At 66.4% G+C, this 24,256-nt stretch carries 25 protein-coding genes and 1 tRNA gene; 17 read left to right on the top strand and 9 right to left on the bottom strand.

What is annotated here, in order from left to right:
• The first annotated feature begins 27 nt into the window (after positions 1-27).
• The 4 genes from ACFXHA_RS39800 to ACFXHA_RS39785 are packed head-to-tail and all read left to right on the top strand — an operon-like array spanning position 28 to position 4,812.
• A complete protein-coding gene (locus tag ACFXHA_RS39800; RefSeq protein ID WP_379365622.1) occupies positions 28-366 on the top strand; it encodes a DUF485 domain-containing protein in 339 nt (112 codons plus the stop codon).
• Positions 363-1,979 carry a cation acetate symporter gene (locus ACFXHA_RS39795; RefSeq protein ID WP_379365621.1) on the top strand — a complete coding sequence of 539 codons (1,617 nt, stop codon included), beginning with the start codon at positions 363-365 and terminating at the stop codon, positions 1,977-1,979. Before ACFXHA_RS39800 ends, ACFXHA_RS39795 begins: the two co-directional genes overlap by 4 nt.
• 28 nt (positions 1,980-2,007) lie before the next feature.
• A complete protein-coding gene (locus tag ACFXHA_RS39790; protein ID WP_379365619.1) occupies positions 2,008-3,300 on the top strand; it encodes a 2-isopropylmalate synthase in 1,293 nt (430 codons plus the stop codon).
• A gap of 51 nt (positions 3,301-3,351) precedes the next feature.
• Positions 3,352-4,812, top strand: a complete 1,461-nt coding sequence (locus ACFXHA_RS39785; RefSeq protein WP_379365618.1) for an MFS transporter — start codon at positions 3,352-3,354, stop codon at positions 4,810-4,812.
• On the opposite strand, the gene ACFXHA_RS39780 is transcribed toward ACFXHA_RS39785, so the two are convergent.
• Both ACFXHA_RS39780 and ACFXHA_RS39775 read right to left on the bottom strand, forming a co-directional pair.
• Positions 4,727-5,455 carry a DUF899 domain-containing protein gene (locus ACFXHA_RS39780; RefSeq protein WP_379365616.1) on the bottom strand — a complete coding sequence of 243 codons (729 nt, stop codon included), beginning with the start codon at positions 5,453-5,455 and terminating at the stop codon, positions 4,727-4,729. The genes ACFXHA_RS39785 and ACFXHA_RS39780 overlap by 86 nt on opposite strands.
• Before the next feature lie 99 nt (positions 5,456-5,554).
• Positions 5,555-7,549 carry a TPM domain-containing protein gene (locus ACFXHA_RS39775; RefSeq protein ID WP_379365614.1) on the bottom strand — a complete coding sequence of 665 codons (1,995 nt, stop codon included), beginning with the start codon at positions 7,547-7,549 and terminating at the stop codon, positions 5,555-5,557.
• A 61-nt stretch (positions 7,550-7,610) separates the two neighbouring features.
• On the opposite strand from ACFXHA_RS39775, the gene ACFXHA_RS39770 reads away from it, so the two are divergent.
• The 4 genes from ACFXHA_RS39770 to ACFXHA_RS39755 are packed head-to-tail and all read left to right on the top strand — an operon-like array spanning position 7,611 to position 11,010.
• Complete coding sequence (locus ACFXHA_RS39770) at positions 7,611-8,303, top strand: MBL fold metallo-hydrolase (RefSeq protein WP_379365612.1); 693 nt, start codon at positions 7,611-7,613, stop codon at positions 8,301-8,303.
• A gap of 44 nt (positions 8,304-8,347) precedes the next feature.
• Entirely contained in the window at positions 8,348-9,007 is a 660-nt protein-coding gene (locus ACFXHA_RS39765) for a YdcF family protein (RefSeq protein WP_379365610.1), read from the top strand.
• Positions 9,008-9,010: 3 nt separating this feature from the next.
• A complete protein-coding gene (locus ACFXHA_RS39760) occupies positions 9,011-10,279 on the top strand; it encodes a deoxyguanosinetriphosphate triphosphohydrolase (RefSeq protein WP_379365608.1) in 1,269 nt (422 codons plus the stop codon).
• 29 nt (positions 10,280-10,308) lie between these two features.
• Positions 10,309-11,010 (top strand): hypothetical protein, encoded by a 702-nt coding sequence (locus ACFXHA_RS39755; RefSeq protein ID WP_379365606.1) that lies wholly within the window; start codon positions 10,309-10,311, stop codon positions 11,008-11,010.
• A 16-nt stretch (positions 11,011-11,026) separates the two neighbouring features.
• Here the strand turns inward: ACFXHA_RS39755 and ACFXHA_RS39750 are convergent, their stop codons facing one another.
• The 3 genes from ACFXHA_RS39750 to ACFXHA_RS39740 are packed head-to-tail and all read right to left on the bottom strand — an operon-like array spanning position 11,027 to position 12,872.
• Positions 11,027-11,704, bottom strand: coding sequence for an energy-coupling factor ABC transporter ATP-binding protein (locus ACFXHA_RS39750; RefSeq protein WP_379365604.1), 678 nt, complete (start codon positions 11,702-11,704; stop codon positions 11,027-11,029).
• Positions 11,701-12,249: a biotin transporter BioY gene (locus ACFXHA_RS39745; protein ID WP_379365602.1), complete on the bottom strand. Its 549-nt coding sequence runs from the start codon at positions 12,247-12,249 to the stop codon at positions 11,701-11,703. Before ACFXHA_RS39745 ends, ACFXHA_RS39750 begins: the two co-directional genes overlap by 4 nt.
• A 32-nt stretch (positions 12,250-12,281) precedes the next feature.
• Positions 12,282-12,872 carry an energy-coupling factor transporter transmembrane component T family protein gene (locus ACFXHA_RS39740; protein ID WP_379365600.1) on the bottom strand — a complete coding sequence of 197 codons (591 nt, stop codon included), beginning with the start codon at positions 12,870-12,872 and terminating at the stop codon, positions 12,282-12,284.
• Positions 12,873-12,969: 97 nt separating this feature from the next.
• On the opposite strand from ACFXHA_RS39740, the gene dnaG reads away from it, so the two are divergent.
• The 5 genes from dnaG to ACFXHA_RS39715 all read left to right on the top strand — a co-directional run bounded on the left by dnaG (position 12,970) and on the right by ACFXHA_RS39715 (position 19,616).
• Positions 12,970-14,880 carry a DNA primase gene (gene dnaG / locus ACFXHA_RS39735; RefSeq protein ID WP_379365598.1) on the top strand — a complete coding sequence of 637 codons (1,911 nt, stop codon included), beginning with the start codon at positions 12,970-12,972 and terminating at the stop codon, positions 14,878-14,880.
• Between the two features lie 174 nt (positions 14,881-15,054).
• Positions 15,055-16,161, top strand: a complete 1,107-nt coding sequence (locus ACFXHA_RS39730) for a hypothetical protein (protein ID WP_379365596.1) — start codon at positions 15,055-15,057, stop codon at positions 16,159-16,161.
• 309 nt (positions 16,162-16,470) lie between these two features.
• Entirely contained in the window at positions 16,471-16,938 is a 468-nt protein-coding gene (locus ACFXHA_RS39725; protein ID WP_379365595.1) for a DUF4352 domain-containing protein, read from the top strand.
• Positions 16,939-17,261: 323 nt separating this feature from the next.
• A complete protein-coding gene (locus tag ACFXHA_RS39720; protein WP_379365593.1) occupies positions 17,262-18,635 on the top strand; it encodes an FAD-binding oxidoreductase in 1,374 nt (457 codons plus the stop codon).
• A gap of 120 nt (positions 18,636-18,755) precedes the next feature.
• On the top strand, positions 18,756-19,616 hold the full coding sequence (locus ACFXHA_RS39715) for a helix-turn-helix domain-containing protein (protein WP_379365591.1): 861 nt from the start codon (positions 18,756-18,758) through the stop codon (positions 19,614-19,616).
• Positions 19,617-19,713: 97 nt separating this feature from the next.
• On the opposite strand, the gene ACFXHA_RS39710 is transcribed toward ACFXHA_RS39715, so the two are convergent.
• Positions 19,714-20,094: a hypothetical protein gene (locus ACFXHA_RS39710; protein ID WP_379365589.1), complete on the bottom strand. Its 381-nt coding sequence runs from the start codon at positions 20,092-20,094 to the stop codon at positions 19,714-19,716.
• Positions 20,095-20,347: 253 nt separating this feature from the next.
• Between ACFXHA_RS39710 and ACFXHA_RS39705 the strand changes: the two genes are divergently transcribed.
• Both ACFXHA_RS39705 and ACFXHA_RS39700 read left to right on the top strand, forming a co-directional pair.
• Positions 20,348-20,575: a hypothetical protein gene (locus ACFXHA_RS39705; protein ID WP_379365587.1), complete on the top strand. Its 228-nt coding sequence runs from the start codon at positions 20,348-20,350 to the stop codon at positions 20,573-20,575.
• Between the two features lie 90 nt (positions 20,576-20,665).
• The gene (locus ACFXHA_RS39700) at positions 20,666-20,812 is read left to right on the top strand and encodes a hypothetical protein (RefSeq protein WP_379365586.1); all 147 of its coding nucleotides are present in this window, start codon (positions 20,666-20,668) and stop codon (positions 20,810-20,812) included.
• Positions 20,813-20,868: 56 nt separating this feature from the next.
• Here ACFXHA_RS39700 and ACFXHA_RS39695 read toward each other — a convergent pair whose 3' ends face one another.
• Both ACFXHA_RS39695 and ACFXHA_RS39690 read right to left on the bottom strand, forming a co-directional pair.
• Complete coding sequence (locus ACFXHA_RS39695) at positions 20,869-21,594, bottom strand: hypothetical protein (RefSeq protein ID WP_379365584.1); 726 nt, start codon at positions 21,592-21,594, stop codon at positions 20,869-20,871.
• A 61-nt stretch (positions 21,595-21,655) separates the two neighbouring features.
• Positions 21,656-21,901: a hypothetical protein gene (locus tag ACFXHA_RS39690; protein ID WP_379365582.1), complete on the bottom strand. Its 246-nt coding sequence runs from the start codon at positions 21,899-21,901 to the stop codon at positions 21,656-21,658.
• Between the two features lie 187 nt (positions 21,902-22,088).
• Here ACFXHA_RS39690 and ACFXHA_RS39685 point away from each other — a divergent pair.
• Positions 22,089-22,161 (top strand) — tRNA-Asn (locus ACFXHA_RS39685).
• 670 nt (positions 22,162-22,831) lie between these two features.
• On the top strand, positions 22,832-23,167 hold the full coding sequence (locus ACFXHA_RS39680) for a glycine zipper domain-containing protein (RefSeq protein ID WP_379365581.1): 336 nt from the start codon (positions 22,832-22,834) through the stop codon (positions 23,165-23,167).
• A gap of 149 nt (positions 23,168-23,316) precedes the next feature.
• Here the strand turns inward: ACFXHA_RS39680 and ACFXHA_RS39675 are convergent, their stop codons facing one another.
• Positions 23,317-24,138 carry an alpha/beta fold hydrolase gene (locus ACFXHA_RS39675; RefSeq protein WP_379365579.1) on the bottom strand — a complete coding sequence of 274 codons (822 nt, stop codon included), beginning with the start codon at positions 24,136-24,138 and terminating at the stop codon, positions 23,317-23,319.
• Positions 24,139-24,256 lie beyond the last annotated feature (118 nt).

Below are 24,256 nucleotides of genomic sequence, written 5' to 3'. Positions count from 1 at the left end.
CTGAATCAGCTCTCGTCAGGAGATCGAGTGACGACCACAGACCGGACGCTCGCGGACCAGGGATCCTGGGCCGCCGCACATGACAGTCCCGAGTTCGCGCGGCTGCGCAACAACCTGCGCCGCTTCGTCTTTCCGGTGACCGTGGCCTTCCTGGCCTGGTACCTGGCCTATGTGCTGCTGGCCGATTACGCGCACGGATTCATGTCGGTGAAGCTGGCCGGGAACATCACCGTCGGACTGGTCTTCGGGCTGCTGCAGTTCGTCTCGACCTTCGTCATCACCGGGCTGTATGTGCGTTATGCCGCACGGCATCTCGACCCGATCGCCGACGAGCTCCGCGCCGGGCTCGAGGGTGGCGCGCAGTGAACGGCGGTCTGCAGGGCGGCAATTCGCTGCTCAATCTCGCCATCTTCGCGGCGTTCGTGGCGATCACCCTGGTGGTGGTGATCAAGGCCAGTCGCGGATCACGCACCGCCGACGACTTCTACGCCGGCGGCCGGGCGTTCACCGGGCCGCAGAACGGGATCGCCATCGCGGGCGACTATCTGTCGGCCGCGACCTTCCTCGGCATCACCGGGTCCATCGCGGTCTACGGGTACGACGGGTTCCTGTACTCGATCGGATTCCTGGTCGCCTGGTTGGTCGCCCTGCTGCTGGTCGCCGAATTGCTCCGCAACACCGGCAAATTCACCATGGGCGACGTCCTCGCCTTCCGGATGCGGCAACGCCCCATCCGGGCCGCGGCGGCCGTCTCCACGATCACCGTGAGCCTGCTGTACCTGCTGGCCCAGATGGCGGGCGCCGGCATCCTGGTCTCGCTGCTGCTGGGCATCTCCGGGGACGCCGGGCAGGCCGTGGTGATCTCGGTCGTCGGACTGGTGATGATCTTCTACGTCCTGGTCGGCGGCATGAAGGGCACCACCTGGGTGCAGATCATCAAGGCCATCCTGCTGATCGGCGCGGCCGCGGGCATGGCCGTCTGGGTGCTCGCCAAGCACGGCTTCGACTTCTCCGACCTGCTGCAGGGCGCGGTCGACCGAGCGGGCGCCCACGGCGGCAGACTGCTGGAGCCGGGCGCGAAATACGGCGTCGACGGCACCTCCAAGCTCGACTTCCTCTCACTCGGTGTGGCATTGGTGCTGGGCACCGCCGGCCTGCCGCACGTGCTGATGCGGTTCTACACCGTCCCGTCGGCCAAGGAAGCGCGCCGATCGGTGGTGTGGGCCATCGGACTGATCGGGTTGTGCTACCTGTTCATCCTCGTCATCGGTTACGGCGCAGGCGCATTGGTGGGACCGGCGGCCATCGCCGCCGCACCCGGCAAGGAGAACGCGGCCGCGCCCCTGCTCGCGCAGTTGCTCGGCGGACCGGTGCTGCTCGGCTTCGTCTCGGCCGTCGCGTTCGCCACCATCCTGGCGGTGGTCGCCGGGCTCACCATCACCGCGTCGGTGTCCTTCGCTCACGACATCTATACGAATGTGCTGCGGGGCAATCGATCCGAGCCCGAGGACGGCGAGAACAAGGACACCGAAGTGCGGGTGGCGCGCATCGCCTCCGTCGTGATCGGGGTGTTCGCCATCGTCGGCGGCATCGCGGCCAAGAACCAGAATGTGGCCTTCCTGGTGGCGCTGGCCTTCGCTGTCGCGGCCTCGGCGAATCTGCCGACCATTCTGTACTCGCTGTACTGGAAGCGATTCAACACCGCGGGAGCGTTGTGGAGCATCTACGGCGGTCTGGGTATCGCCCTGACGCTCATCGTGTTCTCGCCCGCGGTATCCGGCAATGCCAAGGCGATGTTCCCGCACGTGGACTTCCACTGGTTCCCGCTGCAGAACCCCGGCCTGGTCTCGATTCCCGCCTCGTTCCTGCTGGGCTGGCTCGGCGCCGTGCTCTCCCGCGAACGGACCGACGGCAAATACGTGGAGATGGAAGTCCGCGCCCTCACCGGGGCGGGCGCGGAAAAAGCCGTCTCGCACTGAAATAACCAAGATAAGGAGCTGGACTCAAGTGCTAACTTTCCCGACCGGACATCAGCCCCGGTACCAGAACTTCTCCATCAAGGCCATTTCCGACGAGACCATTCGCGAGGGCTGCGAGCGCGCACCCTACGGTGCCAGCGATCAGGGCAAGGTCGCGCTGATCCGCGCGGTCACCAATGCCGGCGTCACCGATATCGATGTGGGCTCCGGCATTACCGAACCCGCCTTCGTGCGGTCGGTGCTGGACGACAAGTACCTCGTGGGCCGCATCCCCGAGGCGGCCACCTTCTCGTTCAACCTGACGCTCAAGACCTGGGAGCCGCTCATCGAGCAGCTCGCCCGGGAACTGCCGCGCGAGTACCTGAGCGAGATCTACGTCAGCATCGGCATGATCGAAATCGACTCGCAGCACCGGCTTTTCGAGCGGGTCGCCGAGCGTCTGCGCTCCATCGGCGTGGGCAAACTGCGCTCCAGCCTGCTCAACGCCTTCTCCATCACCGTCGACGAGGACAAGTACGACCACCTCAACCGGCAGATCGAACGGTGCCGCCAGCAGGGCATCTCGCTGATCCGGATCAATGATTCGGTCGGCACCCTGGTACCGGACTCCACCGCCGTGCTGGCCGCCAACCTGGTGCACGACAATCCCGACACCACCTTCTACCTGCACGGCCACAATGACCGCGGCATCGGCACCGCGAACTCGCTCACCTCGGTCTTCCACGGCTTCCAGATGATCGAGGGCGGCGTGGCCGGGGTCGGCAACCGGGCCGGGCTGGCCGAGATCGAAAGCATCGCGGCCATTTTCGAGGACAACAATATCGGCGTCGAGGCCGCCGACCTCGATATCGAGAAACTCGGTGAGGCGGCGCGGCTGTCGGAATCGGTGTTCCTCACCGCACCGAGTCCCTACCGCGCCATCAGCGGATTCCTGGTGCAGAACGAGAACGCGGGCATCGTCAATGTGCCCGACTATCTCGGCGTCGCACGTCCGGTCGACTACTTCCTCAACCGGATCGGCCTGTTCCCCACCTACATTCGCCAGATCCTCGCCGAACGCGGCATGGACCCGCGGGTGCTCGCCGACGACGCCTTCGTCGAGGACGTCTACGAGCGCCTGGCCGCCCATATGGATCGGCTCTTCGAGCGCAAGAGGAGTGAATTCGATGTACTGGCAGCGAATATCGAAGATTTTTACCGCGATATCGTCCGGCTTGACGAAGTTCAGCACTTCGCTCTGGAAGCTCTACGAGACCGAGAATTTACACCGCGGCTGAGCGACGTCCACGCCGACCTCGTCGACGAGGCGGCCGTGGCGTAATGACCACCACGCGGGCCGGGGGAAACCCCGGCCCGTGGGAGGAGCGTGATCATGACCGATGTTCAGATGTCCGCGTCCACGTCCGAAAAATCCGGGGGCGCGGCACAATTGGGGATCGCCGGAGTAGTGGCGGTCAGTATCGGCAATTTCCTCGTCGCCTTCGATGCCTCCGCGGTCAATGTGGCGCTGCCGGCCATCGGCGGCGAACTGCATGCCGCGGCCGGTGCGGGCCAATGGTTTCTCGATGGCTACACGATTCCGTTGTGCGTATTCCTCATGGTCTCGGGTGCGGCGGGGGACCGGTTCGGTGCGGCGAAGGTGTACCGGTTCGCGCTGCTGGCGTTCCTGCTCGCCTCCGCGCTCTGTGCGGTCGCGACCAGCGCGCCCGCGCTGATCGCCGCCCGCGTATTGCAAGGCGCGAGTGCGAGTTTCGCGCTGCCCATGACCCTGGCCATACTCGGTAAGGGCATTGCCGACCCCAAGCGCCGGGCCCGGATGATCGGCGCGTGGGGCGTGGTGGGCGGAGTGGGCATCGCCTCGTCGCCACTGCTGAGCGGGCTGATCACCGGCTATGCGGGTTGGCGTTGGATGTTCGCGGTCAATGTCCCCGTCTGCCTGCTGGCCGTCTTCATGCTGCGCCGGTTCACCGACCGGCCCGAAACCGACCGTCGCACAGTCAATCCCGTGTCGCAGCTACTGCTGTGCGCGGTACTGACCGTGGTGGCGGCCGTGCTCATCGAGGGCCGCCACGGCTGGCCGGTGGCCTGGCAGGCGGCCGCCATCGGATTCGCGATCGTCGCCGCGGGCGCGCTGCTGCGCATCGAACTCGGATCGTCGAATCCCACGGTGCCGCGGATGCTTTCGCGCAACCGGCCGTATCTGCTGGTCGCACTGGCCGGTGGCTGCTACCAATTCGCATCGTACGGTTCCCTGCTGGTGCTGGCGCTGTATCTGCAACAGCGGCACCACCTCGACAGCGTCCACACCGGCTATGTCCTGCTGGTGTGCAGCATCGCCTGGTTCCTCGGCAATGTGAGCGCGCTGGCGATCACTCCCGAACGCCGTGACCGCGTCATCGTCGCCGCTGCCGCGCTCGGCGTGGTGGGGGCGGTGAGCGCCGCGGTCCTGTCGACGACCGGCGAGCTGATCCTCGCCATGGCACCCACCGCCCTGATCGGTTATCCGGCAGGCATTCTCGCGTCCTCGCTGAGCGCCGCCGCCATGCACCACGCCCCCGCCCCGGTGGCGGGGACGGCGGCCGGTCTGCTCAACACCAGCCGCCAATCCGGCATGGTCATCGCCGTGGCGCTGCTGGGCGGCCTGCCCTTCACCCACGAACTGCTCTGGCCGATGCTCGCCGTCGCGCTCGCCTTCGCCGCCGTCGTCGGGGCCGTGGCGAGCGCGATCGTGGCCGGCCGGCCACGAGTCAGTGGCAGTCCGGTTGGTGGGGCTGGTCGTATCGGTCGTGGTGGACGGCCTCGCCGACGTGGCCCTGGCGGCCCAGGGGAGTGAGGTCGAGGTAGTTGTGGGTGGTGATGAGGATGTCGCCGCCCCGGGCATAGGACGAATAGGTGTGGAAGACCTGGTTGTCGTCGTCGCGCCAGAAGACGCTGGTGCCGGGCTGCTCGCCCTCGGTGAACCACGGCTCACCCTTGGCGATGAGTTCGGCCTTGGTGCGGTAGTTGTATTCGACGGGGGCGACGGAATCGTCCGCGGTGACATGGAAGTCGTAATTGAAGTCGGTGCCGTGTGAGGAATACAGGGGGAAGGTCCAGCCCATCCGGTTGCGATAGGCGCGGAGGTTGTCCCACGGTCCCCGGGAGACGACCACGAACGTGGTGTCCTTGTGCTCCAGATGCTCGATGTGATTGACATTGTCGAGCATGAGCGCACAGCTCGGGCACCCCGCGTCCAGGTCCCAACGCCACATCATGTGGTACACGATCAGCTGCCTGCGGCCCGCGAAAAGCTCTGCGAGCGTAGCCTTTCCATGCTCGCCCTCGAAGAGGTAATCCTTGTCGATCGGCACCATCGGCAGTTCGCGGCGCTTGGCGGCCAGTGCGTCGAGCCGATGGGTGAGTTCCTTCTCCTCGGCCAGCAACAGCTTGCGGGCGGTCAGCCACTGCTCGCGGGATGCCACGGCGGGACGGGTCATGATTCGCTCCTCACTCGAAGGACGGATGTCTCCGAGTAGGTAGACCGAGCCAACCCGCGGATCTCGTCGCTCCCGGCCACATTGGCCGAAATCAGGTGGCTAGAAGCGGCCGCCGCGGCTGATGCGGCGGGAGCCGTCGGAACCGCCGAAGGAGCCGGGGCCGTAGCCGCCGCTGCCGGAACCGCCTCCGCCGCCACGGTATTGGTTGCCCATGCCGCGCAGCATGCCGTCGATGAGGATGCCGCCGAGGATCGCGCCGGATTGCGAGTTGGAGCTCGAGGTGAGGCGTTGCTGCTGAGCCTGCCAGTCGCGGACCGCGGCCTGAGCGGTGTGCAGGGCACGCGCGCCGAGTTCGGCGGCGCGCTGGGCGAACGGCAGGGCCTGCGCGGGATCCGAAGTCGAGAGCTGTTCGGCCTGTTCCAGACTGCGCTGCGCCTCGGCGAGGCGGGTGCGGGGTTCGGCGTCCACCCCGCCGCGCCGCGTGCTGATGAAATCGGCGGCGGCATTGATCTGGCTGCGGGCCGCGGTCAGCACCTGGTCGAGGCGGCGGGCCAGATCCTCGGCGGTGTGCTTGCGCTGGGTGGCGGCGGCAATGGCCTGTTCCAGCGCGGAATCGGCCGCGACCGCCTGCCGGAAGACACCCAACGGGTTGCCGGTTCCCTCGGCGGCGGCCTGACTCACCGCGGTCCGGGCTTGGGCCGTGGCGGAAGGCAATTCGGTGCCGCCGTGCTCGATGAGCGTGGCCGCCAACTCCAGATCCTTGCGGAGTTCCGCGACGATGCCGGGCAGTCCGGCCCGCGCCTGCTCGATATCGGTGGACGCGGAATCCACCGCGTCCAGCAGGGTCCGCGCGGCATCGACGGCGGATTCGGCCGCCCGGATATCGGCCACCGCCGCGCCCTGCTGTCCGACCGGTTTGGCCGCCGCCGCCCGGCCGTCCTCGATGGTCCGCTCCGCGAAGCCGATTCGCTCCTGCGCCATGGCCACGTTGTCCCGGATGGGCGCGAGCACCGAGGCGGGATGCGCGGCCAGCAGGCCGGCGAGCGTTGCCTGCGAACCGGGCATGCGGGCGGTCAGCTCGACCATGTCGCGGGTCAGCGCGTCGAGCCGGTCGGCGGCATTGATGAGCAGATTACGCATGGCGTCGAACTCGGTCACCTTGGCGTCCAGATCCCGGTCGGCGCTGCCGCAACTGCTGATCAGCTCGATCAGCATGCGCTGCTGTTGATCCGGAGTTTCGGGAATGTCGTCGTCGAGCTCCTGGCGGATCGAGAACGCCTTGGCCAGCGCCTTTTTCGCGGCCTCCAGGGCGGCCGTGAACGGCGCGGTGGCGGTGGCCCCGAATTCGTCGGCGGCCAGGCGCAATTCCTCGGCGCTGGTGCGGATCGCATTGTCGGTGTCGACGAGGGTCTCCTTGGACAGGGCGTCCAGGACCACCAGGGGCAGTGCCGCCAGCGCGGCGGTGTCGGTCGGATCGGTCCGGCGCGCGGATTCCAGCGCGTTGCGTTCGCGCCGCCGCTGCCGCCACCGCGACCACAGCCAGATCGCGAGCACCACCAGCACCACGGCGAGCGCGAACAGCAGCAGCTTCCCGATCCCGATCCCGCCCGAACCGCTCATGGCATGTGACAGCCCGGTCGCCGCCGCCAAACCGGCCCCGGCCCAATCCCCGGCCCGCAATTTCGGCTCGACCTGGTCGACCAGCATCCGGTCGAGGTCCTTCTCACTGACCGAGCTGGGCGTGCTCCCGGTGAACGCGTAGGCCCTATCGTCCACCGCGACCGACAACAGCACATCCCGGTCCCCGAACCCGGACAGCCGCGCAGTCTGCTCACCCCACGAATGCGAGTCCAGCCCTTGGAAATTCCGCACGTACACGACCCACAGCCGCTCGTGGTCGCGCGAATACAGCGAGTCGATGGCCTGTTGCAGCTCCGCGGTCTGCCCGCGATCGAGGACACCGGCCTGGTCGGTCACGTAACTGGGCAACCGCAGCGGCTCCTCGGCGGCCGCGGGGGCGGCGCGCCCGCCGACCAGGGCCAAGGCCAGGAGCAAGCCGGTCGCGACGAGGGACAGCTGCTTCGGTAGCGGCATCCTCTGAATCTAACTGTGGAACGCGGAGGGTCGGTTTCTTCTGCACACTGTGTCGGCCGCGATGACTACGATCGGGGGCGTGATCACGATCGATTCGCCCTACACGGGACACGTCGCCCCCGGCTCCAACCCGCAACAGCGTGAGGTGCCGGGCGCGCGCATCGTGAAGATGTCCGTCGGCGGCATGGACAACAACGTCTACCTGGTGCAGTGCACCGCCACCGGCGCGACACTGCTCATCGACGCGGCCAACGAGGCCGAGCGGATTCTGGAACTGCTGGCACAGGAGGCATCCGGCCTCGCCCTGATCGTCACCACCCACCAGCATCGCGACCACTGGGTAGCGCTGCCGGACGTGGTGTCGGCGACCGGGATTCCCACCGCCGCCCACCTACTCGACGCCGACCCGCTGCCGGTGAAGCCCGATCGGCTACTCGCCGACGGTGACACCGTGCAGGTCGGCGAGCTGGAGCTGACGGCCATCCACCTCAGCGGCCACACGCCCGGTTCGGTCGCGCTCGCATTCACCGACGGCGCGGGCCGCACCCATCTGTTCACCGGTGACTCGCTGTTCCCGGGTGGCGTGGGCCGCACCCTGTCGCCGGAACAGTTCACCTCGCTACTCGACGACGTCGAGACCAAACTCTTCGACCGCTACCCGGATGACACCGCGGTCTACCCGGGCCACGGTGACGACACCACCCTCGGTACCGAGCGCCCGCAGTTGCCCGAGTGGCGGCGACGCGGTTGGTAAAACTCCGGAACCGACCCCCTGAACCGGATTGGCTGGTTCACGACATGACCGACTCGACACCTGCGGGCGGGTGTGTGAGCGGTGCCCTGCGCTGGACGCAGCGGTTGGTGCTCGGCGCGCTCGTCATCGGCCTGCTCGTGGTGGGCGGTACCGCCGTGCGGGTGTGGCAGGTGGCCCGCATCGACGACTACACCCGGGCCGACGCCATCGTGGTGCTGGGCGCGGCCCAATACGACGGCACCCCGTCCTCGGTGTTCGAGGCGCGACTGGATCAGGCGTACAAGCTGTACCGCAAGCAGATCGCGCCGATGATCGTCACCGTCGGCGGCAAACAGGTCGGCGACAACTACACCGAGGCGGCGTCGGGGAAGATCTACCTCGAGGATCAGGGTGTGCCGGCGGATCGGATCCTGGCCGTCGAAACCGGTTCCGACACCCTGCAGAGCGTGGAGGCCGTCTCGAAAGCCTTGTTGGCGCGGGGCAAGACGTCGGTGGTGCTGGTCAGCGACCCCTGGCATTCACTGCGCACCCGTACCATGACCCGGGACGCCGGGTTGAAGGCGTGGACCGCGCCCACCCGCACCGGGCCCGCGGTGTACACGCGGGAATCGCAGGCGCACGGCATTTTCCGGGAGACCTTCGCATTGCTGTGGTATCAGCTGACGCATTTTTCGGCGGACTTCAAATACACAGCGGATCAGTGAGCCATGAACGCGCGCATCGACTATGACCGGGTGTACTCCGAGGCGGATCGGGAGCGCATGGTGCCCGAAACCGATCGGACCGCCGGATTGAGCTGGTCGCCGTGCCCGGCGCGGCGCAGCGAATTCGCGCGCGATCGCGCGCGGGTGCTGCATTCCGCGGCGCTGCGGCGACTCGCGGACAAGACGCAGGTGATGGGCCCGCGCGACGGCGACACCCCGCGCACGCGGCTGTCGCATTCGCTGGAGGTCGCGCAGATCGGGCGCAGCATTGCCGACAGTCTGGGCTGTGATCCGGACCTGGTGGATCTGGCCGGGCTGGCGCACGATATCGGGCATCCGCCCTATGGGCACAATGGCGAGAAGGCGCTCGACCAATTCGCCGACCGCCACGGCGGTTTCGAGGGCAATGCGCAGAATCTGCGGATCCTGACCCGGCTCGAGCCGAAGGTGATCGACGATCAGGGGCAGAGTTTCGGGCTCAACCCGACCCGGGCCGCGCTCGACGCCGTCATCAAATATCCCTGGGGCAGAACGGGTCCCGGCTCGAAGTTCGGCGCGTACGACGTGGACCTGGATCGGCTGGACTGGGTGCGCAAGGGTGCGCCGGACCGTCGGCAGTGTCTGGAATCGCAGATCATGGACTGGTCCGACGATGTCGCGTACTCGGTGCACGATGTCGAGGACGGGGTGATCGCGGGCCGCATCGACCTGCGGGCACTGGCCGACCCGGTGGAGCAGCGGGCGCTGGCGGAACTCGGTGCGCGCCAACATCCTTCGCTGACCGTCGACGAACTGGTGGCCGCCGCGCAGCGGCTCTCGGAGATGCCCGTGGTCACCGCGGCGACCGAATTCGACGGCTCCCTGCGCGCGTCGGTCGCCCTGAAACGGCTGACCAGTGACCTGGTGGGCCGCTTCGCCACCGCCGCCGTGGAGGCCACCCGCGCGGCCTGGGGCGGTCGCCAATTGTCCCGCTACGCCGCCGATCTGGAGGTGCCGCGGATCGTGGCCGCCGAGGTGGCGGTGCTCAAGACCATGGCGCTGCGCTACGTGCTGTCCGATCCCATCCACCAGGTGCGCCAGGCCGGGCAGCGGGAACGCATTCTGCTGGTCGCCAATCGGTTGCTGGAGGCGGCTCCGCGCGGTCTGGACCGGCTGCTGCTGCCGTGGTGGGACGAGGCCGCCGACGACTCCGCGCGGGTGCGGGTGATCGTCGACCAGATCGCCTCCTACACCGAGAGCCGCCTGGAACGCATCGCCGCCGCGATACCCTGATTCCGGCGAATTCTGCGGCAGGGGGCGCGATGACAGGCGTGGACGGCATTGTCGACCTGGACAGATATCCGCTCGACCGGCGTTCGGTCGCGGGCCTGCGCGAGGTGATCGAACGGGCCCAGGCGGACTTCCTGGTCAGCGGTGTCACGGTGCTGCCCGAATTCCTGCGGCCCGCCGTCGTCACCGAGATGGCCGCGGATGTGCTCTCCGACGGTCTCGGCGACGCCATGCGGTTCGAATACACCGTGGCGTGCGACCGGATTCCGGATTCTTCGCCGCTCAAGGCGCTCTATCGCTGGGAACCATTGCGGGAGTTCGTCTCTCAGCTGGTGGGGGAGCAGGCGCACCGCTCGGCCGACGAGCTGGGGGCGATGACGGTGCAGATCCACGAGACCGGGGACGTACAGGACTGGCACTACGACATGTCCGACTACACGGTGATGTTGCACATCGTCGCGCCCGAACGCGGCGGCGCGCTCGAATACATCCCGCTGCCAGGGGCTTTCATCGAGCGCGGGGGCGGGCTGCCGATGCGGCACCGGCACATGGTGAAGATGCTGCCGACCGTGCCCGGGACGCTGGTGCTGCATGCCGGGCGGCGTTCCCGGCATCGGGTGACGCCGGTGCAGGGCGAGATTCCGCGAGTGAGCGTGCACATGGCGTTCAATTCGCAGCCGGAGCAGCGGCTGAACGCGCACGTGCGGCGGCACCTGTTCGGGCGCGAGGAGTGATTCCGGGGGCGTGAATTCAGTTCTGGTGCAGGGCCACGTAGCGGGCGATGCACTCCGCCGGTGCGCCGTCCGCGATCAGCCGGCCCTCGTCGAAGACCAGCACCCGATCGAAGTCGGCGAGCAGGTCCAGATCGTGTGAGATCACGATCAGCTGCTGCGGAAGTTCCTGCAGCAGACGGGAAATGCGGCGCTTGTTGCGCAGATCCAGCAGCGTGGTCGGCTCGTCGAAGACCACGTACTGCGGCCGCACCGACAGCACCGCCGCGATCGCCAGCAGCTGCTTCTGCCCGCCGCTGAGCAGATGCGCGGGGTGGTCGCGGAATTCGGCCAGGCCGTATTCGGTGAGGGTCTGCGTGACTCGGTCGGGGATCTCGGATTTCGTGACACCGTGATGCTTGAGCCCGAAGGCCAGATCCTCCGCGACCGTCGGCATGACGATCTGGACATCCGGGTCCTGGAAGACGAAGCCGACCAGTTTGCGTACGGCGCGGCCCTGTTTGCGGGTGTCGAGGCCGTCGACGGTCACGGTGCCCGCCGTCGGGATCTGCAGGCCGTTGAGCATTCGCGCGAAAGTGGACTTGCCCGAGCCGTTCGCGCCGATGACCGCGATCCGGCGCTCGCTCAGGGTGAGGTCGAGATCGCGCAGCACCTCGCGGTCGCCGAAGCGGTGGGCGACGCCCTCGAGTTCGATCACGCGTCGACCCGGATCATCGGATACGCCCGGCGGACCGCGACCGCGGCCATCGATCCGATGATCGTCTTGACGATGTCACCCGGAATGAACGCCACCGACGTGGTGAACGCCTTCGCGAGGGAGATGTGCGCGGCCGCGGCCATCCACGGAATCCCGATGGCGTACAGCACGATCGCGCCGCCCAGGAAGTTGATCGCCAGTGCGATGGGCAGGTTGTAGTGCCGCCACGCGCGTTCGGTGAGCAATCCGATCACCAGCGCGCCGATCGGATAGGCGATCACGAAGCCACCCGTCGGACCCATGATCACCGAGAGTCCGCCGCGCCCGCCCGGCAGCACCGGTAGGCCGGCGAACACCAGCACATCGAACAGCAGGATCGCCAGCGCACCGCGCTTCGCGCCCAGAATCGACCCGGCGAGGATGACGCCCAGAGTTTGCGAAGTGAACGGCGCGAAGGCCCCGGGCAATTGGATCAACGGGAAAAATCCGAGAACCACCATGATTGCCGCGAACAGCGCGATCTGCGCCAAATCCCTACTACGCACCGAGCGATCCTAAATGGCTGGTGTTCAGTGACTCAGTCCAGCCCGCGGGCATCCAATGCCTCGCCGACCCCATCGGCCATGCGGAGTGTGCGGATCAGTAGCGGGACCAGGAAGACCGTGCTGCGTTCGATGCCGCGGGCCTTCTGGGCCGCCCGCACGAGTTCGGCCTGCTCACGGATGACCGGGACGAACCGGATGGTCATGGCGACCAGCAGGCCGACCCGCTCCGGCCGCACGCCGAGCGGGGTGAGCGGTCGCAGGGCGCGTTCGATGGTGTCGATCATGGCCGAGGTGCGTGTGGTGAGCGTCACCAGATTGGCCAGCAGTACCAAGGTGATCAGCCGTTCCCCGACCAGAACCGCGCTCTGCCAGCCGGTGAAGATCACCTGCGCGAGGACGATCAGCACCAGGAACGGCGCGAGCCCGAGCAGCTGCCGCCCGGTTGTGCGCCACGGAATCCGGGCCAGCGCAGACAAACCCACCACGACCACGAACGCCACGGCCAGCCACAAGATCGACGGCACGAAGAACAGCGTGGTCCCGGCGACCGCCAGCACCAGCAGCTTCGCCCCGGCGGGCACGGTATGCACCGGCGTCCGGGCGTCGTGGTACAGGCTGAGCACTCGTAGATCCTGGCATGCGGTGGAAAGGCCATTCGGTCCGGCGTCCAGGCGTGCGTCCCGGTCCAGAGTGTCGGTCCGGCGGGGATAGAGTGGTGCCGTGGCAGGCCGTATTCCGGACCGCGATATCGCGGCGATTCGTGACCGTGTCCGGATCGAGGATGTCGTGGGTGAGTATGTGACCCTCAAACGTGCCGGTGCGGACTCGATGAAGGGCCTGTGTCCCTTCCACGACGAGAAGTCCCCGTCCTTCCATGTGCGCCCGAATCACGGTGTGTTCCACTGCTTCGGCTGCGGTGAGGGCGGCGACGCCTTCGCGTTCCTGCAGAAGCTCGAGCACATCAGTTTCGTCGAGGCCGTCGAGCAGTTGGCCGACAGCATCGGCCACAAGATCAACTATGAGGGTGGCGGCACCTCGGTCCAGCGCGACCGCGGCACCCGCGCCCGCCTGGTCGCCGCCAATGCGGCGGCACACGAGTTCTACATGTCCCAGCTCGGCGATCCCGCCGCCGAAGCGGCCCGCAAGTACCTCACGGACCGCAACTTCGACCACAATGCCGCGCGTCAGTTCGGCTGCGGCTACGCCCCCAGCGGTTGGGACACCCTCACAAAGCACCTGCTGCGCAAGGGATTCGAGTTCAAGGAGCTGGAGGCTGCGGGCCTGTCCAAGCAGGGCCAGCGCGGCCCCATGGACCGTTTCCACCGCCGCCTGCTGTGGCCCATCCGCAATCTCGGCAGCGAGGTCATCGGTTTCGGCGCGCGCCGCTTGTACGACGACGACACCATGACCGCCAAATACATCAACACCTCGGAAACGTTGCTGTACAAGAAGTCTCAGGTGCTCTTCGGCCTCGACCTGGCCAAGCGTGAGATCGCCAAGGGGCATCAGGCGGTCGTCGTCGAGGGCTACACCGACGTCATGGCCATGCACCTGTCCGGCGTGAAGACCGCGGTCGCCTCCTGCGGCACCGCGTTCGGCGACGAACACATGGCGATCCTGCGCCGCCTGCTCATGGACGACAACTTCTGGCGCGGCGAGATCATCTACACCTTCGACGGCGACGCCGCCGGCCAGGCCGCCGCCCTGAAAGCCTTCTCCGGCGACCAGAAACTGGCCGGGCAAACCTATATCGCCGTCGCCCCCGACGGCCTCGACCCGTGCGAACTGCGCCAGCGCAGCGGCGACGGCTCGGTCCGCGACCTGGTCGCCCGCCGAGTCCCGTTGTACGAGTTCGTCATCCGCGGCCTGCTCGCCGAACACAACCTCGACACCCCCGAAGGCCAGGTCGAAGCCCTGCGCCGCGGCGTCCCCGTAGTGGCGCAGATCAAGGACTTCGCCCTCCGCAAGGCCTACGCCACCAAACTGGCCGGCTGGGTCGGCTGGGACGACATCCAGCAGGTCGTCCGCCGCGTCGGCGACGAGGCCCGCAAGGGCGCACGCGGCGGCACCACCAAACCCGGTATCCCCGAACGCCAACCGCGCCAGGAGATCGCCCCCAGCCCCGCCGCCCGCCCCAACCCGAGCGACCCCGCCCTGCTCTCGCAGCGCCAAACCCTGGCCGCCGCACTGCAATACCCAGCCTTCGCGGGCCCCGTCTTCGACTCCCTGGAGCCCGAAACCTTCACCCACCCCGCCTACGTCGCCGTCCGCGCCGCCATGGCCGAGGCCGGCGGCACCGCCAGCGGCCTCACCGGCGCCGAATGGGTAGCCGGAGTAGCCGACAACACCGACGACCTCACCCTTCGAGCCCTCGTCTCGGAACTCTCCGCCGAACCCCTACCGGTCAAATCCGCCGACGACATCCCCCGCTTCGTCACCGGCGTCCTGGCCCGCACCCAAGAATCCTGGGTTGGCCGCCAGGTAGCCGAACTCAAATCCAAGCTCCAACGGATCTCCTCCACCGAACAACCCGACGCCTACATGGCCTTGTTCGGCGACCTGGTAGCCCTGGAGCAATACCGCAAAAGCCTCCTGACCCAAGCCATGGGCAACTCAGCCGACTTCGCCTAACCAACCAACCGCCAACCGGCGCGTCCCTCCTGAGATCTACGGAAGGCGTTCCGCTGCAACGACGATCGAGGAGAACGTGATCTTGTAGCGGATCCGTGATGCCGGGGCGGCGCCACGTGTACTGTGCCCCAATGCCGCTTCTTGCGGCAAAAGTGAAACGTTGGGGAGTACGAATTGTTCAGCACACGTGTCCGTTGGGCGGGTGCCGGTTTCGGTGGGGCGATGGCGCTGGTCGCCGCGATGATCGTCGGCGCATCACCGGCGTCGTCCGATACCGGTAACGGATTGACCTGGCACTACGGTGACCATCCGACGAATTACGTCGGCGACCAGATCAGCATCGACGCCACCACGGGGGCCTACAGTCCCAAAACCTGTTTCAGCGCACAGCGTTCGGGCGCACCGGCGACCGAATCGACGGATCTCGGCTGCCAGTCCGGGAGTGGTGATGGGCCGGTTTTCCATGCGTACGGACAGTGGATCCCGCAGCTGCCGGGTACCTACACAGTGACGGCGGATGTGTACAAGTCGAATACCGACACCACTCCGATCAGCCATCTCGGCCCGATCACCAAGACGATCGTCGCGCAGGCTGTCGTCACGCAGTCCTCCAACAACGGCTTCGGCATCTCGAGTGATGCCAACGGTTTGTACGCGGGCCGCACGATGACGCTCACCGCGAATGCGGTCAATCCCGGGACGAAAATGTGCTTCCACGTGCCGGATGACACGATGCCCAACCAAACCGACTACCTTGGCTGCCCGGCAGGAGTCGGTGCCGCGCCGAACGCGGTCGCGACCATGACGTGGACTCCGAGCAAGCCCGGTACCTACTCCATCGGGGCCCAGGAATGCTCCATCAGTCCCGGATCGGTCCAGTGCCCGGGACAAGACGCGCGAGCCGTCGGCCCGCTGCAAGTCGTCATCGAATCCGACCCGACGCCGCCGACCACCACCGTCCCGCCAACCACTACGACCGTCGTGCCGACAACCACCGTCGTGCCGACAACCACCACCGCGCCTCCGACTACTACCGCGCCTCCGACCACAACCGCGCCTCCGACCACCACGACGTGCGTGCCATGGCAGCAGTTGAACTGTGCCCCGGTCACGACAACACCCCCGCCGACCACCACGACGTGCGAGCCATGGCAGCAGTTGAACTGTGCCCCGGCCACCACCACGGTCGACCCGACGACAACATCGGCCCCGCCCACCACAACCACCGCACCCCCGACCACCCCGCCGAGCAAGTGCCCCTGGTGGCAGGTCTGGTGCTGACCGTCGGCCACTAGGCCGTGCCCTGGTGGAGGGTTTAGGGGACTTGGTCTCCTGGCTGGCTGCTCATCGGGACAACCGCGGTCTCGTCGTTGACGACGGCCGCGGAAACCGTTTGTTGCACAACGCAGCTGGGTGTAGCTCAGCTGCAGTGACGGTTGACCAGGCAGCGAGTTGGTGGTCGGCGGGATGGACGCGCTGGTGTTCGCTCCCGCCATCGAACATCATTATCCGATCATCGGGATATCAACCGGACGTATCTGATGACCTCTATCCGATACCCGTCCCTCGCGCAGCGGGGACACTCCAACGATGAACCCGTTCGCCTCGAGATTCGCAGTGGTCGCGGCAATCGCCGCCGCCGTCTACCCCGCTACCGCAACGGCGGGAACACCGGTGCGCGACACCACATTCGAATACACGATCACCGAGGCGAAGAGCATCGGCTCGCGCATCGTCACCGACACCGGATGGCGCAGAGCCGACGGAACCTTCGAGGTGGTGACCGTGACGATCACCAACATCGGCGGCGACCGGCAAAGTTTCTTCGGCTCGACACGATTGTTGGACACCCAAGGACGCGCCTACGAGGAGGATTCGAAGGCTACCTATCGCCTGCGTCCGGCCACGGCACCTGACGATTGGCGCAGCCTGAACCCTGGCGAGTCCGTCACGCACCAGATCGCATTCGACATCCCCACCGACGCCGAACCGGCCTACCTCGCGATACGGAACCTACAGGACCTGTTGTCCCCGACCGAAGTAAAAGTACCCGTCTGAATTCAAAGCGCGATCGATCGTCCACGCCCAACACTTTCGGTACCGGCCGCCCTCCCGATCCGAGGACTGAACGCCATCGATCAGGCCGACACGTCAAGCGTCGCTTGATAACTGTCAGCCTGGGCATATTTCGCCCAGGCTGACGGCGGGTTCTCGATCTACCGTAGTCATGTGAGGCTGCGCGGATCGATCCCGAGCGTGTGCGACTTCCTAGCCGATCCCGCTGACAACAGGGGTTTTCGAGCTTCTTCGATTGCGAGCCCGCCCAAGTGTGTTCTCGTCCAGTTCTTCTGAGCGCCGCTCGTGGTGCCGAAAGGATCATCATGGCCACACCCATCGGCTTCGACCGCGCGATCGCTGCGCTCGAGACATCCGCCCCAGCGGTCGACCCGCAGCGCGTGATCACCGCAGGACCTGAATTGGACGCCGCGGCCAGCGTGTGGAACGGCGCGGTGACCAATCGTCCTGCGCTGATTGTGCGTTGCGAGACCACCTCGGACGTGCAGCATGCGGTCCGCGCGGCACACGAGAGCGGGCTGGGGCTGTCGGTCCGCGGCGGCGGCCACGATTGGGCGGGGCGCGCGATCCGGGCCGGCGGCCTGGTCATCGATCTCACTCGGATGCGGCAGGTCTCGGTACGCGACCATGTCGCCACCGTGGCCGGGGGCGCCACCTCCGCCGATGTCGCCGAGGCAGCGGACCGCCACGGACTCGCCGTGGCGACCGGAACGGTCGGCACCGTGGGCATGCTCGGGCTGTCGCTCGGTGGCGGCTACGGTCCGCTCAGCGGACGCTTCGGTCTCGCCGCCGACAACTTGCTGGCCGCCGAAGTCGTGCTCGCCGACGGACGCGTGGTCCGCGCGGGCCATGACGACGGTGCGGATCCCGAATTGTTGTGGGCGCTGCGCGGCGGGGGCGGCAACTTCGGCGTGGTCACCTCCGCCGACGTGGCCCTTCATCCGCTGACCGAGGTGCTGGCCGGGTCGTTCGCGTTCCCGTGGGAACAGGCCGAACAGGTGCTGCGCGGTTACGGCGAGCTCCTCGAAAAGGCCTCCGACGCACTCACTTCCGTCATCGCCTTCGTCGCCGACCCCGACGGCAACCCGATGATCACGATCGCCCCGACCTGGTCGGGAATCCCCGCCGATGGAGCGGCAGCGCTCAGCGGATTCGCCGCACTCGGCTCGCCGCTGACCGCTGCGGTCACTGCGAAATCGCCGCTGGCGAAACTGCGCGAGTTCGACGGCGCGTTCCCCGACGGAGCCCGATACGCGATCCGCACCCGTAACGTCGCCGCGTTCACACCCGAGGTCGTGTCGGCTCTGATCGAGGCCTACGACGCACGCACCTCCCCGTCGGCATTCGTCAACATCCACCACTTCCATGGCGCCGCCAACCGAATCTCCTCGGACAGCAGCGCCTTCGGACAACGCCGAGACCACTTCATGGTCGAACTCATCGAAATCGGCGCCCCGGACGCGGACCCGCTTTCGGTCAGCTGGCCCAAGAAGGCCGGCTCCGTGCTGGCCCAGCACGCATTACCGGGCGGCTACCCCAATCTCCTCGGTCCCGATGACGAGCACCAGGCCGCCGACGCCTACGGCTCCCACAGCGCCCGCCTCCTCGCGGTCAAGAATCGCCTCGACCCCGACAACCTGTTCACCGCAACACCGCTCCCCACAGGGCCGAGCACGTAGCAGCCCACGGCGTTCAGTACTGATCTCTGAGCAGACGGCGAGCTTCGCTCATCGACGGGCGGCGAGCCTGGGACAGATCGGCCCAGGCTTGCCGCCTGTTCGTTGGTTACCGTCGATCAGGTGAGTGCACCACACGGCGATCTCGGGCGCTTGCTCCGCGACTGGCGAGAGCGAGTGTCACCTGCCCTGGTTGGAATTCCCGGATCCACGCTCCGACGGCGAACTCCGGGTTTGCGGCGTGAGGAATTGGGCGGGCTGGCAGGAGTTTCCGCCGACTACATCAAGCGACTCGAACAGGGCAGGGCGCGGCCGTCGATAGCGGTTCTCGATGCGCTGAGCCGAGGCTTGCGGTTGTCACGCGCAGAATACGAGCACCTGTGCATAGTGGCCGGCTACGCACCGGCCGGTGAAGGCTGCGTACCGACCCACCTCGGCCCCGGCGCCCGCCGGCTACTCGACCGGCTCGACACCGGCCCGGTCGGTGTCTTCACCGCGGCGTGGACGCAGCTCGCCGCGAACTCCTCTTGGGCCACACTGTTTTACGACCCGAATGCGCAACGCGGTCACGAGCGCAATTTGGCGTGGCGCGAGTTCCTCGGAATGAACGACTGCGTCATCGACCCGGAAGAAAACAAGCGCTTCCGCGCCTCCCTGGTGGCCGACCTGCGTGCAGCCGCCACCCGCTATCCGGCCGACCGTGAACTGACCAAGCTGATCGCGGACTTACGCTCGGCCAGCACCTGTTTCGTCCAAGCCTGGGACGCCACCCCACCGACCATGCCATCGGTCCCTCGCGCGGTGATCGTCCACCCACAGGTCGGGCCGATTCATTTGGACTACGACATCCTGACCATCCACAGCGGCGACTTACGAGTAGCCCTGTTCACCGCCGAGCCGAACAGCGACGACGCCCAGCGACTGGCACTGGCCCACGTCATCGGCCTCCAGGACCTCTCCGCAACCGAGCCCGACCGATACTGACCACTACCGAGCGGAAACTGGCCCGGCGAGCAGGCGGCAGATCAGTATCCGTTGGCATACAAGGCTTCTCGATTGGCTTGGCGCAGGTCGTCGTCGGTTAGGTCGTGAAGCTCCCCGAGTTCGGCTCCACATCCAGGGTGAGGAACTCTGTGGTCCGCGCCGTCGACAGGGCCTGCAGATACGATTTCGGGGTATTCACCAGACGGCACCGCCGACCCGGGGACAACGTGACTTCCCGAGTGGGGCTGGCTCGCGTCAGTTCGATTGTCAGCTCGACCCGATGAGTGCCGGGCAGCACCGAGATCTCGATGGTCCTGCCTCTACGCAACCTCGCGACTTCGTGCCCGTCCACCACGACGCCGTAGGCGTTGTAGCGCATCTGCCATCCACCCGCCTCGCGGTGCACGATGATCGTCGCCCGCTCCTGTGCCAACAACTCGGGGGCAGCCGCGGAATAGATCAGCGACCGTTTGATCACCCGCCCACGCAAGCCCTTCGCCGGCATCACAGGAAAGCCGCCGAAGCGGTTCCGCAGAAGGCGATGTCGACTGCATCGTCGGCAACGAACTGATCCGCCTCGGCCGGCAGGGCAAGCGCCCGGTCCGTCACCTCCACCCTCACCACGCGCCGGAGCGTAGCAGCGCTACGTTCCCGGATCTGTGACTGCGCAGGTAACGGAGGGCACGCTTTCGACCGATCCGATCAGCGGAGGCATTCGGGAGGGGAGGGGCGTGGTTACCGAAACCGCAACGCTGAGAGAGCATTTCCACAGTCTGCGCTGGAGGATCCTGCGTTTGATCGCCGCGGTTCTGTTGGTTCTGTCGGCAATCGTCGCGTTCTTGCTGCGCTGGGAGCCGAACAGAGTCGACAACGCACCAGTGATGCCGCTGCCGGCCGTCACCGTGCCGTTGCAGCCCTCGCCGATCAGTGAGCCACCGGCGCCAACTTCCCGAGATTGACCGTCCGCTCTTGCTGCTGACCGCGTCGAGGGTGGGTCTATCTGGCGTGGCCGGACCCGTGGCGACGACTAATCGGGCATGATCGAAAACATGAGCGAAGATCTGGACCATCGGCAGTACACGCCTGTCTGGTCGAACCCGTCGACCGACAACCCCGCCTCGGCGATCGAGAACCCTCGGTTGTCGACGACCCACGACTACGCGGTCTTCCGGGCACCGGCCTCAACCGACGAATAATCGAAACCCCGTGTGCGCCGACAGACATGATCGCTGTCGGCACGCAGGGCTGCATGTCACCCGGTGCGAAGGCGGGTGGTGATGGCGCCGAGAAGCCGCAGTAGTTCGGGGTCGTCGGTGCGGGTGACCGCCAGCGCGGTGGCCTCGGCGGCTGGGCCGTCGTTGAGCCAGGTGATCAGTTCGTATCGAGCCTCGGAGTCTTTGTCCCAGAAGGCGTTGCTTGGGATGAGTCGACCGCTGTTCAGTTCAACGCCGCAGTTGACACCGTCGACGAAGTCGGCCAGGTTGCGGATCGCGGCAGGCGTGTCGAGCTGCGACCACGACGAAAGACGATGCGCCACGGAACCTTCGGCGAGGGAGAGCGAACATAGCAGGTCATCGGTGTTGAGCATCGGCGGATGGTTCGTGAGCACATCGCACCAGAGTGCGTCGAAGAATTCGTGTAGCGCGTGGGCCTCCGGCCAGGCTTGCCACGGCAGGTTTCCGATGTGGCTGAAGATGATTTCGATGCAGGGCATCGGATGCTGATCGGCCAGCGACAGCCGGATCATGCGCGGCAGAAAGTAGCGGAAGTCGAGCTCGGAGCCGCAGGTCAGCGTGGCATTTTGGGCGTAGCTCCAGAGTTGTCCGGCGTTGAGCTGCTCGCGCGGGGTGCGCAGAAGGGTCGCGATCTCTTCCTCGTCGACGCAGCATGAGCAGCCGTCGATGGACTGAGGGCGCGGGACCTGGGCGAACGCATCGTCCAGGTCGGCCAACAGCGCGTTCGACTTGTCGGTCTGCACCTAACGGATTGTCCTCCGACCGCTGATAGGAGCATCAACGGGGGCGCGAAGCCCCAATCCCCTAGCGTCGCAGTTGGTCCTGCGGCACGAGGATGGTGGTGCGCTCGTCGATCGGCACCATGGGTTCCAGCTTCGGCTGGGTGCTCAGCTTGTCCGAGAGCTTCTGCCGCCCGATCATCACGACCTTCCGTGTGACGGGGCTCTCGCTGATCGCGCGGGTCGTCTTACTGATCTGTTCATAACGAGCCCGCCCGGCCTTAGCGCCCAGCACGTACCCAGCCGCCACACCGATGATCAACCGCAGCATCCCGAGAAGCTCCTCCCATAGACCATTCCGCCCCCACATCCTGCCCGACCCCACCCCCACCTGTCGATCCGGCACCCCGTCTCCCAGCCACCAGTATTCCTGCAGGTAGGGCCACGATTTGGGAACTGTACAACCGATACGCTAAAGTTTTCCCCGGCCGGTTCGGAAGATCCAGCCAGGGAAACAATCCCCTATAGCTCAATTGGCAGAGCAGCCGACTGTTAATCGGCAGGTTTCTGGTTCGAGTCCAGATGGGGGAGCCTGAATAAGCCCCTGACCAGGGAATCTGGTCAGGGGCTTTATTCGTTCAGTCCCTGATCGGACCCCATTCCAAGGGAACCCCCGAGAATTCACCGCCGAACATTTCGTCGACCGGTTCCGTCGAGTTCCGGCCAGGTCGTCCAACGGCGTCACCATGATGATTGCGAGCACTGCCTGCTCGTCGTGGTTTCGTCGGTTGCGTGGGCTGGGGTCCGGTGGGTGCTGTCTCGGTGTGAGGTCGGCGCTGTCTGTGGACTGTGAGTTCGGTGAGCCTGACGTTCCGGTCGGAGATCGCAGCGAGATGAATACTGCCGCATGGCATCTCGATTATCCGAGGGGCAGTCTCTCGAAGCCGCAGCGTCTCGAGTCAGAGGCGAACAGCTCTGGACTGGGTCGCCGTTGCCGCGCCGAGCCGGGTCACCTTGCGGACCGTGCAACCGGGATCGCCTTACCGACAATGAAATCCGTAGCCCCGGCCGGTGCTGGGCTACTGCTCGTGAATCGTGAATTTCCCCGTCGGTGACCGAACTGTGCTCCGGCGCAGTGATTCAAGCCACACTCCGTTATCCGACGTTGATCTAGTGAGTCCGGATCCGATACGAAGTATCTACGTATTTGTATGGGCATTCGGTTCATTCCGGATCGATGCCGGGGATGTGGAGGAAATTCATGAAGCGTCGGGTTCTTTCTGCTGGTCTGCTGGCCGTGCTGCCGGTCGCGGCCACCATTGCGTTCGCGGGCAACGCACAGGCTGCTCCGGTCGCGCAGGCTCCGCAGGCGCAGCCGGTGGCGTCGGGCATCGACCTGGAGCCGATCACCACGAACCCCGCTGCGGCGAACTCGGATCCGGTGCTGAACGGCGCCGCCGGCGGCGCGCTCGTGGGATTGGCCCTCGGTTCGGCGGTGCCGGCCGTTGGTAGCGCCACCGGCGCGCTCGCCGGCGGACTGGTCGGTGCTCTCGTCGGCGCGACGAACCCGTCCGTCGTCCCGCAGGTCCTTCCCTGATCCCACTTCAGTGGATCGGTGAAACGGCCGCGCATCCCAGAGGTGCGCGGCCGTTCGCGTTCCCGGGAAACTTCGAGGCTGAAAGGGCGTGGCTCCAACCGGCGAATCATCGTCGGCGCGCGAAGCTTTCTCTATTCGGGGTGGCGAGGCTATTTCTTGATGAACTCGAGCAGGTCGGTGCTGAGTTGATCCATATGGGTCAGGTGTAGGCCGTGTGAGGCGTTTTCGTAGACCTTCAATTCGCTGCCCGGGATGAGGTCGGCGGTGAGTTGGCCGCAGAGGTTCAGGGGGTTGAAGGGGTCGTCGGCGCCGTGGACGATCAGGGTGGGGACGGCGATGGCGCGCAGGTCGTCGCGGTGGTCGGTTTCGGTGACGCTGTGGCTCAGGTCCAGCATCGCGTTGGTCGCTACCGAATTGGCGTCGGCCACTGTCCAATCGATGAGTTCTTGGGAGATGGTGTTGCCGGGCAGGCCGACGCCGAAGAAGGGTTCGGAGACGGCGCGGATCCAGCCTGGAACGTCGTTGCGCCACATGGCGCGCAGGGCGTCGAAGCTTTCGGGGTCCTGGCCGAGCGGATTGTCCTCGGTCTTGGTCATGTACGGCAGCGCCGAAGAGACCAGCGCGATGCGGGCTACCCGTTCGGAGCCGTGGCGTGCCAGATAGCGCACGATTTCGGCGGTGCCGGTGGAATGCCCGACCAGCGTGACCTCGCGTAGATCCAGCTGCTCCAATACGGCATGCAGATCGTCGGCGAGGGTGTCGAAATCGTATCCGCCCCAGGGCTGTTCGGAGCGGCCATGTCCGCGCCGGTCATACGCGACAGTCCGCATTCCCGCCTCGGCCAGGCGAACCATCTCGTACTGCCACATGGCCGAACTCAGCGACCAGCTGTGCAGGAAAACCACGGGATTGCCGGTGCCCCAATCCCTGTAGAAGAGGTTCACGTCGGCGGCGACGGTGAGGTACGGCATCGGAAGGTCTCCTCGTGAATCGATCGATCTCGTTGATCTACCGATGAGTCTGCAGTGCTGTTCTACGAGAAGCGATTACGTCCGAGGTAATGGCAATGACTACGACGCGCGGCGATCT

Source organism: Nocardia sp. NPDC059240 (assembly GCF_042753865.1).
Classification (GTDB): Bacteria; Actinomycetota; Actinomycetes; order Mycobacteriales; family Mycobacteriaceae; genus Nocardia.
Note: the sequence above shows the minus strand (reverse complement) of the source record. Positions and strands in the feature narration are given on the sequence as shown.

Bases quoted from the DNA above. Each gene is read 5' to 3' on its own strand.
- ACFXHA_RS39755 (WP_379365606.1), top strand. From the start codon at position 10,309: ATGACAGGCGTGGACGGCATTGTCGACCTGGACAGATATCCGCTCGAC.
- ACFXHA_RS39760 (WP_379365608.1), top strand. From the start codon at position 9,011: ATGAACGCGCGCATCGACTATGACCGGGTGTACTCCGAGGCGGATCGG.
- ACFXHA_RS39690 (WP_379365582.1), bottom strand. From the start codon at position 21,901: ATGCTGCGGTTGATCATCGGTGTGGCGGCTGGGTACGTGCTGGGCGCT.
- ACFXHA_RS39675 (WP_379365579.1), bottom strand. From the start codon at position 24,138: ATGCCGTACCTCACCGTCGCCGCCGACGTGAACCTCTTCTACAGGGAT.
- ACFXHA_RS39680 (WP_379365581.1), top strand. From the start codon at position 22,832: ATGAAGCGTCGGGTTCTTTCTGCTGGTCTGCTGGCCGTGCTGCCGGTC.
- ACFXHA_RS39765 (WP_379365610.1), top strand. From the start codon at position 8,348: ATGACCGACTCGACACCTGCGGGCGGGTGTGTGAGCGGTGCCCTGCGC.
- ACFXHA_RS39720 (WP_379365593.1), top strand. From the start codon at position 17,262: ATGGCCACACCCATCGGCTTCGACCGCGCGATCGCTGCGCTCGAGACA.
- ACFXHA_RS39775 (WP_379365614.1), bottom strand. From the start codon at position 7,549: ATGCCGCTACCGAAGCAGCTGTCCCTCGTCGCGACCGGCTTGCTCCTG.
- ACFXHA_RS39780 (WP_379365616.1), bottom strand. From the start codon at position 5,455: ATGACCCGTCCCGCCGTGGCATCCCGCGAGCAGTGGCTGACCGCCCGC.
- ACFXHA_RS39785 (WP_379365618.1), top strand. From the start codon at position 3,352: ATGACCGATGTTCAGATGTCCGCGTCCACGTCCGAAAAATCCGGGGGC.
- ACFXHA_RS39770 (WP_379365612.1), top strand. From the start codon at position 7,611: ATGACTACGATCGGGGGCGTGATCACGATCGATTCGCCCTACACGGGA.
- ACFXHA_RS39700 (WP_379365586.1), top strand. From the start codon at position 20,666: ATGAGCGAAGATCTGGACCATCGGCAGTACACGCCTGTCTGGTCGAAC.
- ACFXHA_RS39725 (WP_379365595.1), top strand. From the start codon at position 16,471: ATGAACCCGTTCGCCTCGAGATTCGCAGTGGTCGCGGCAATCGCCGCC.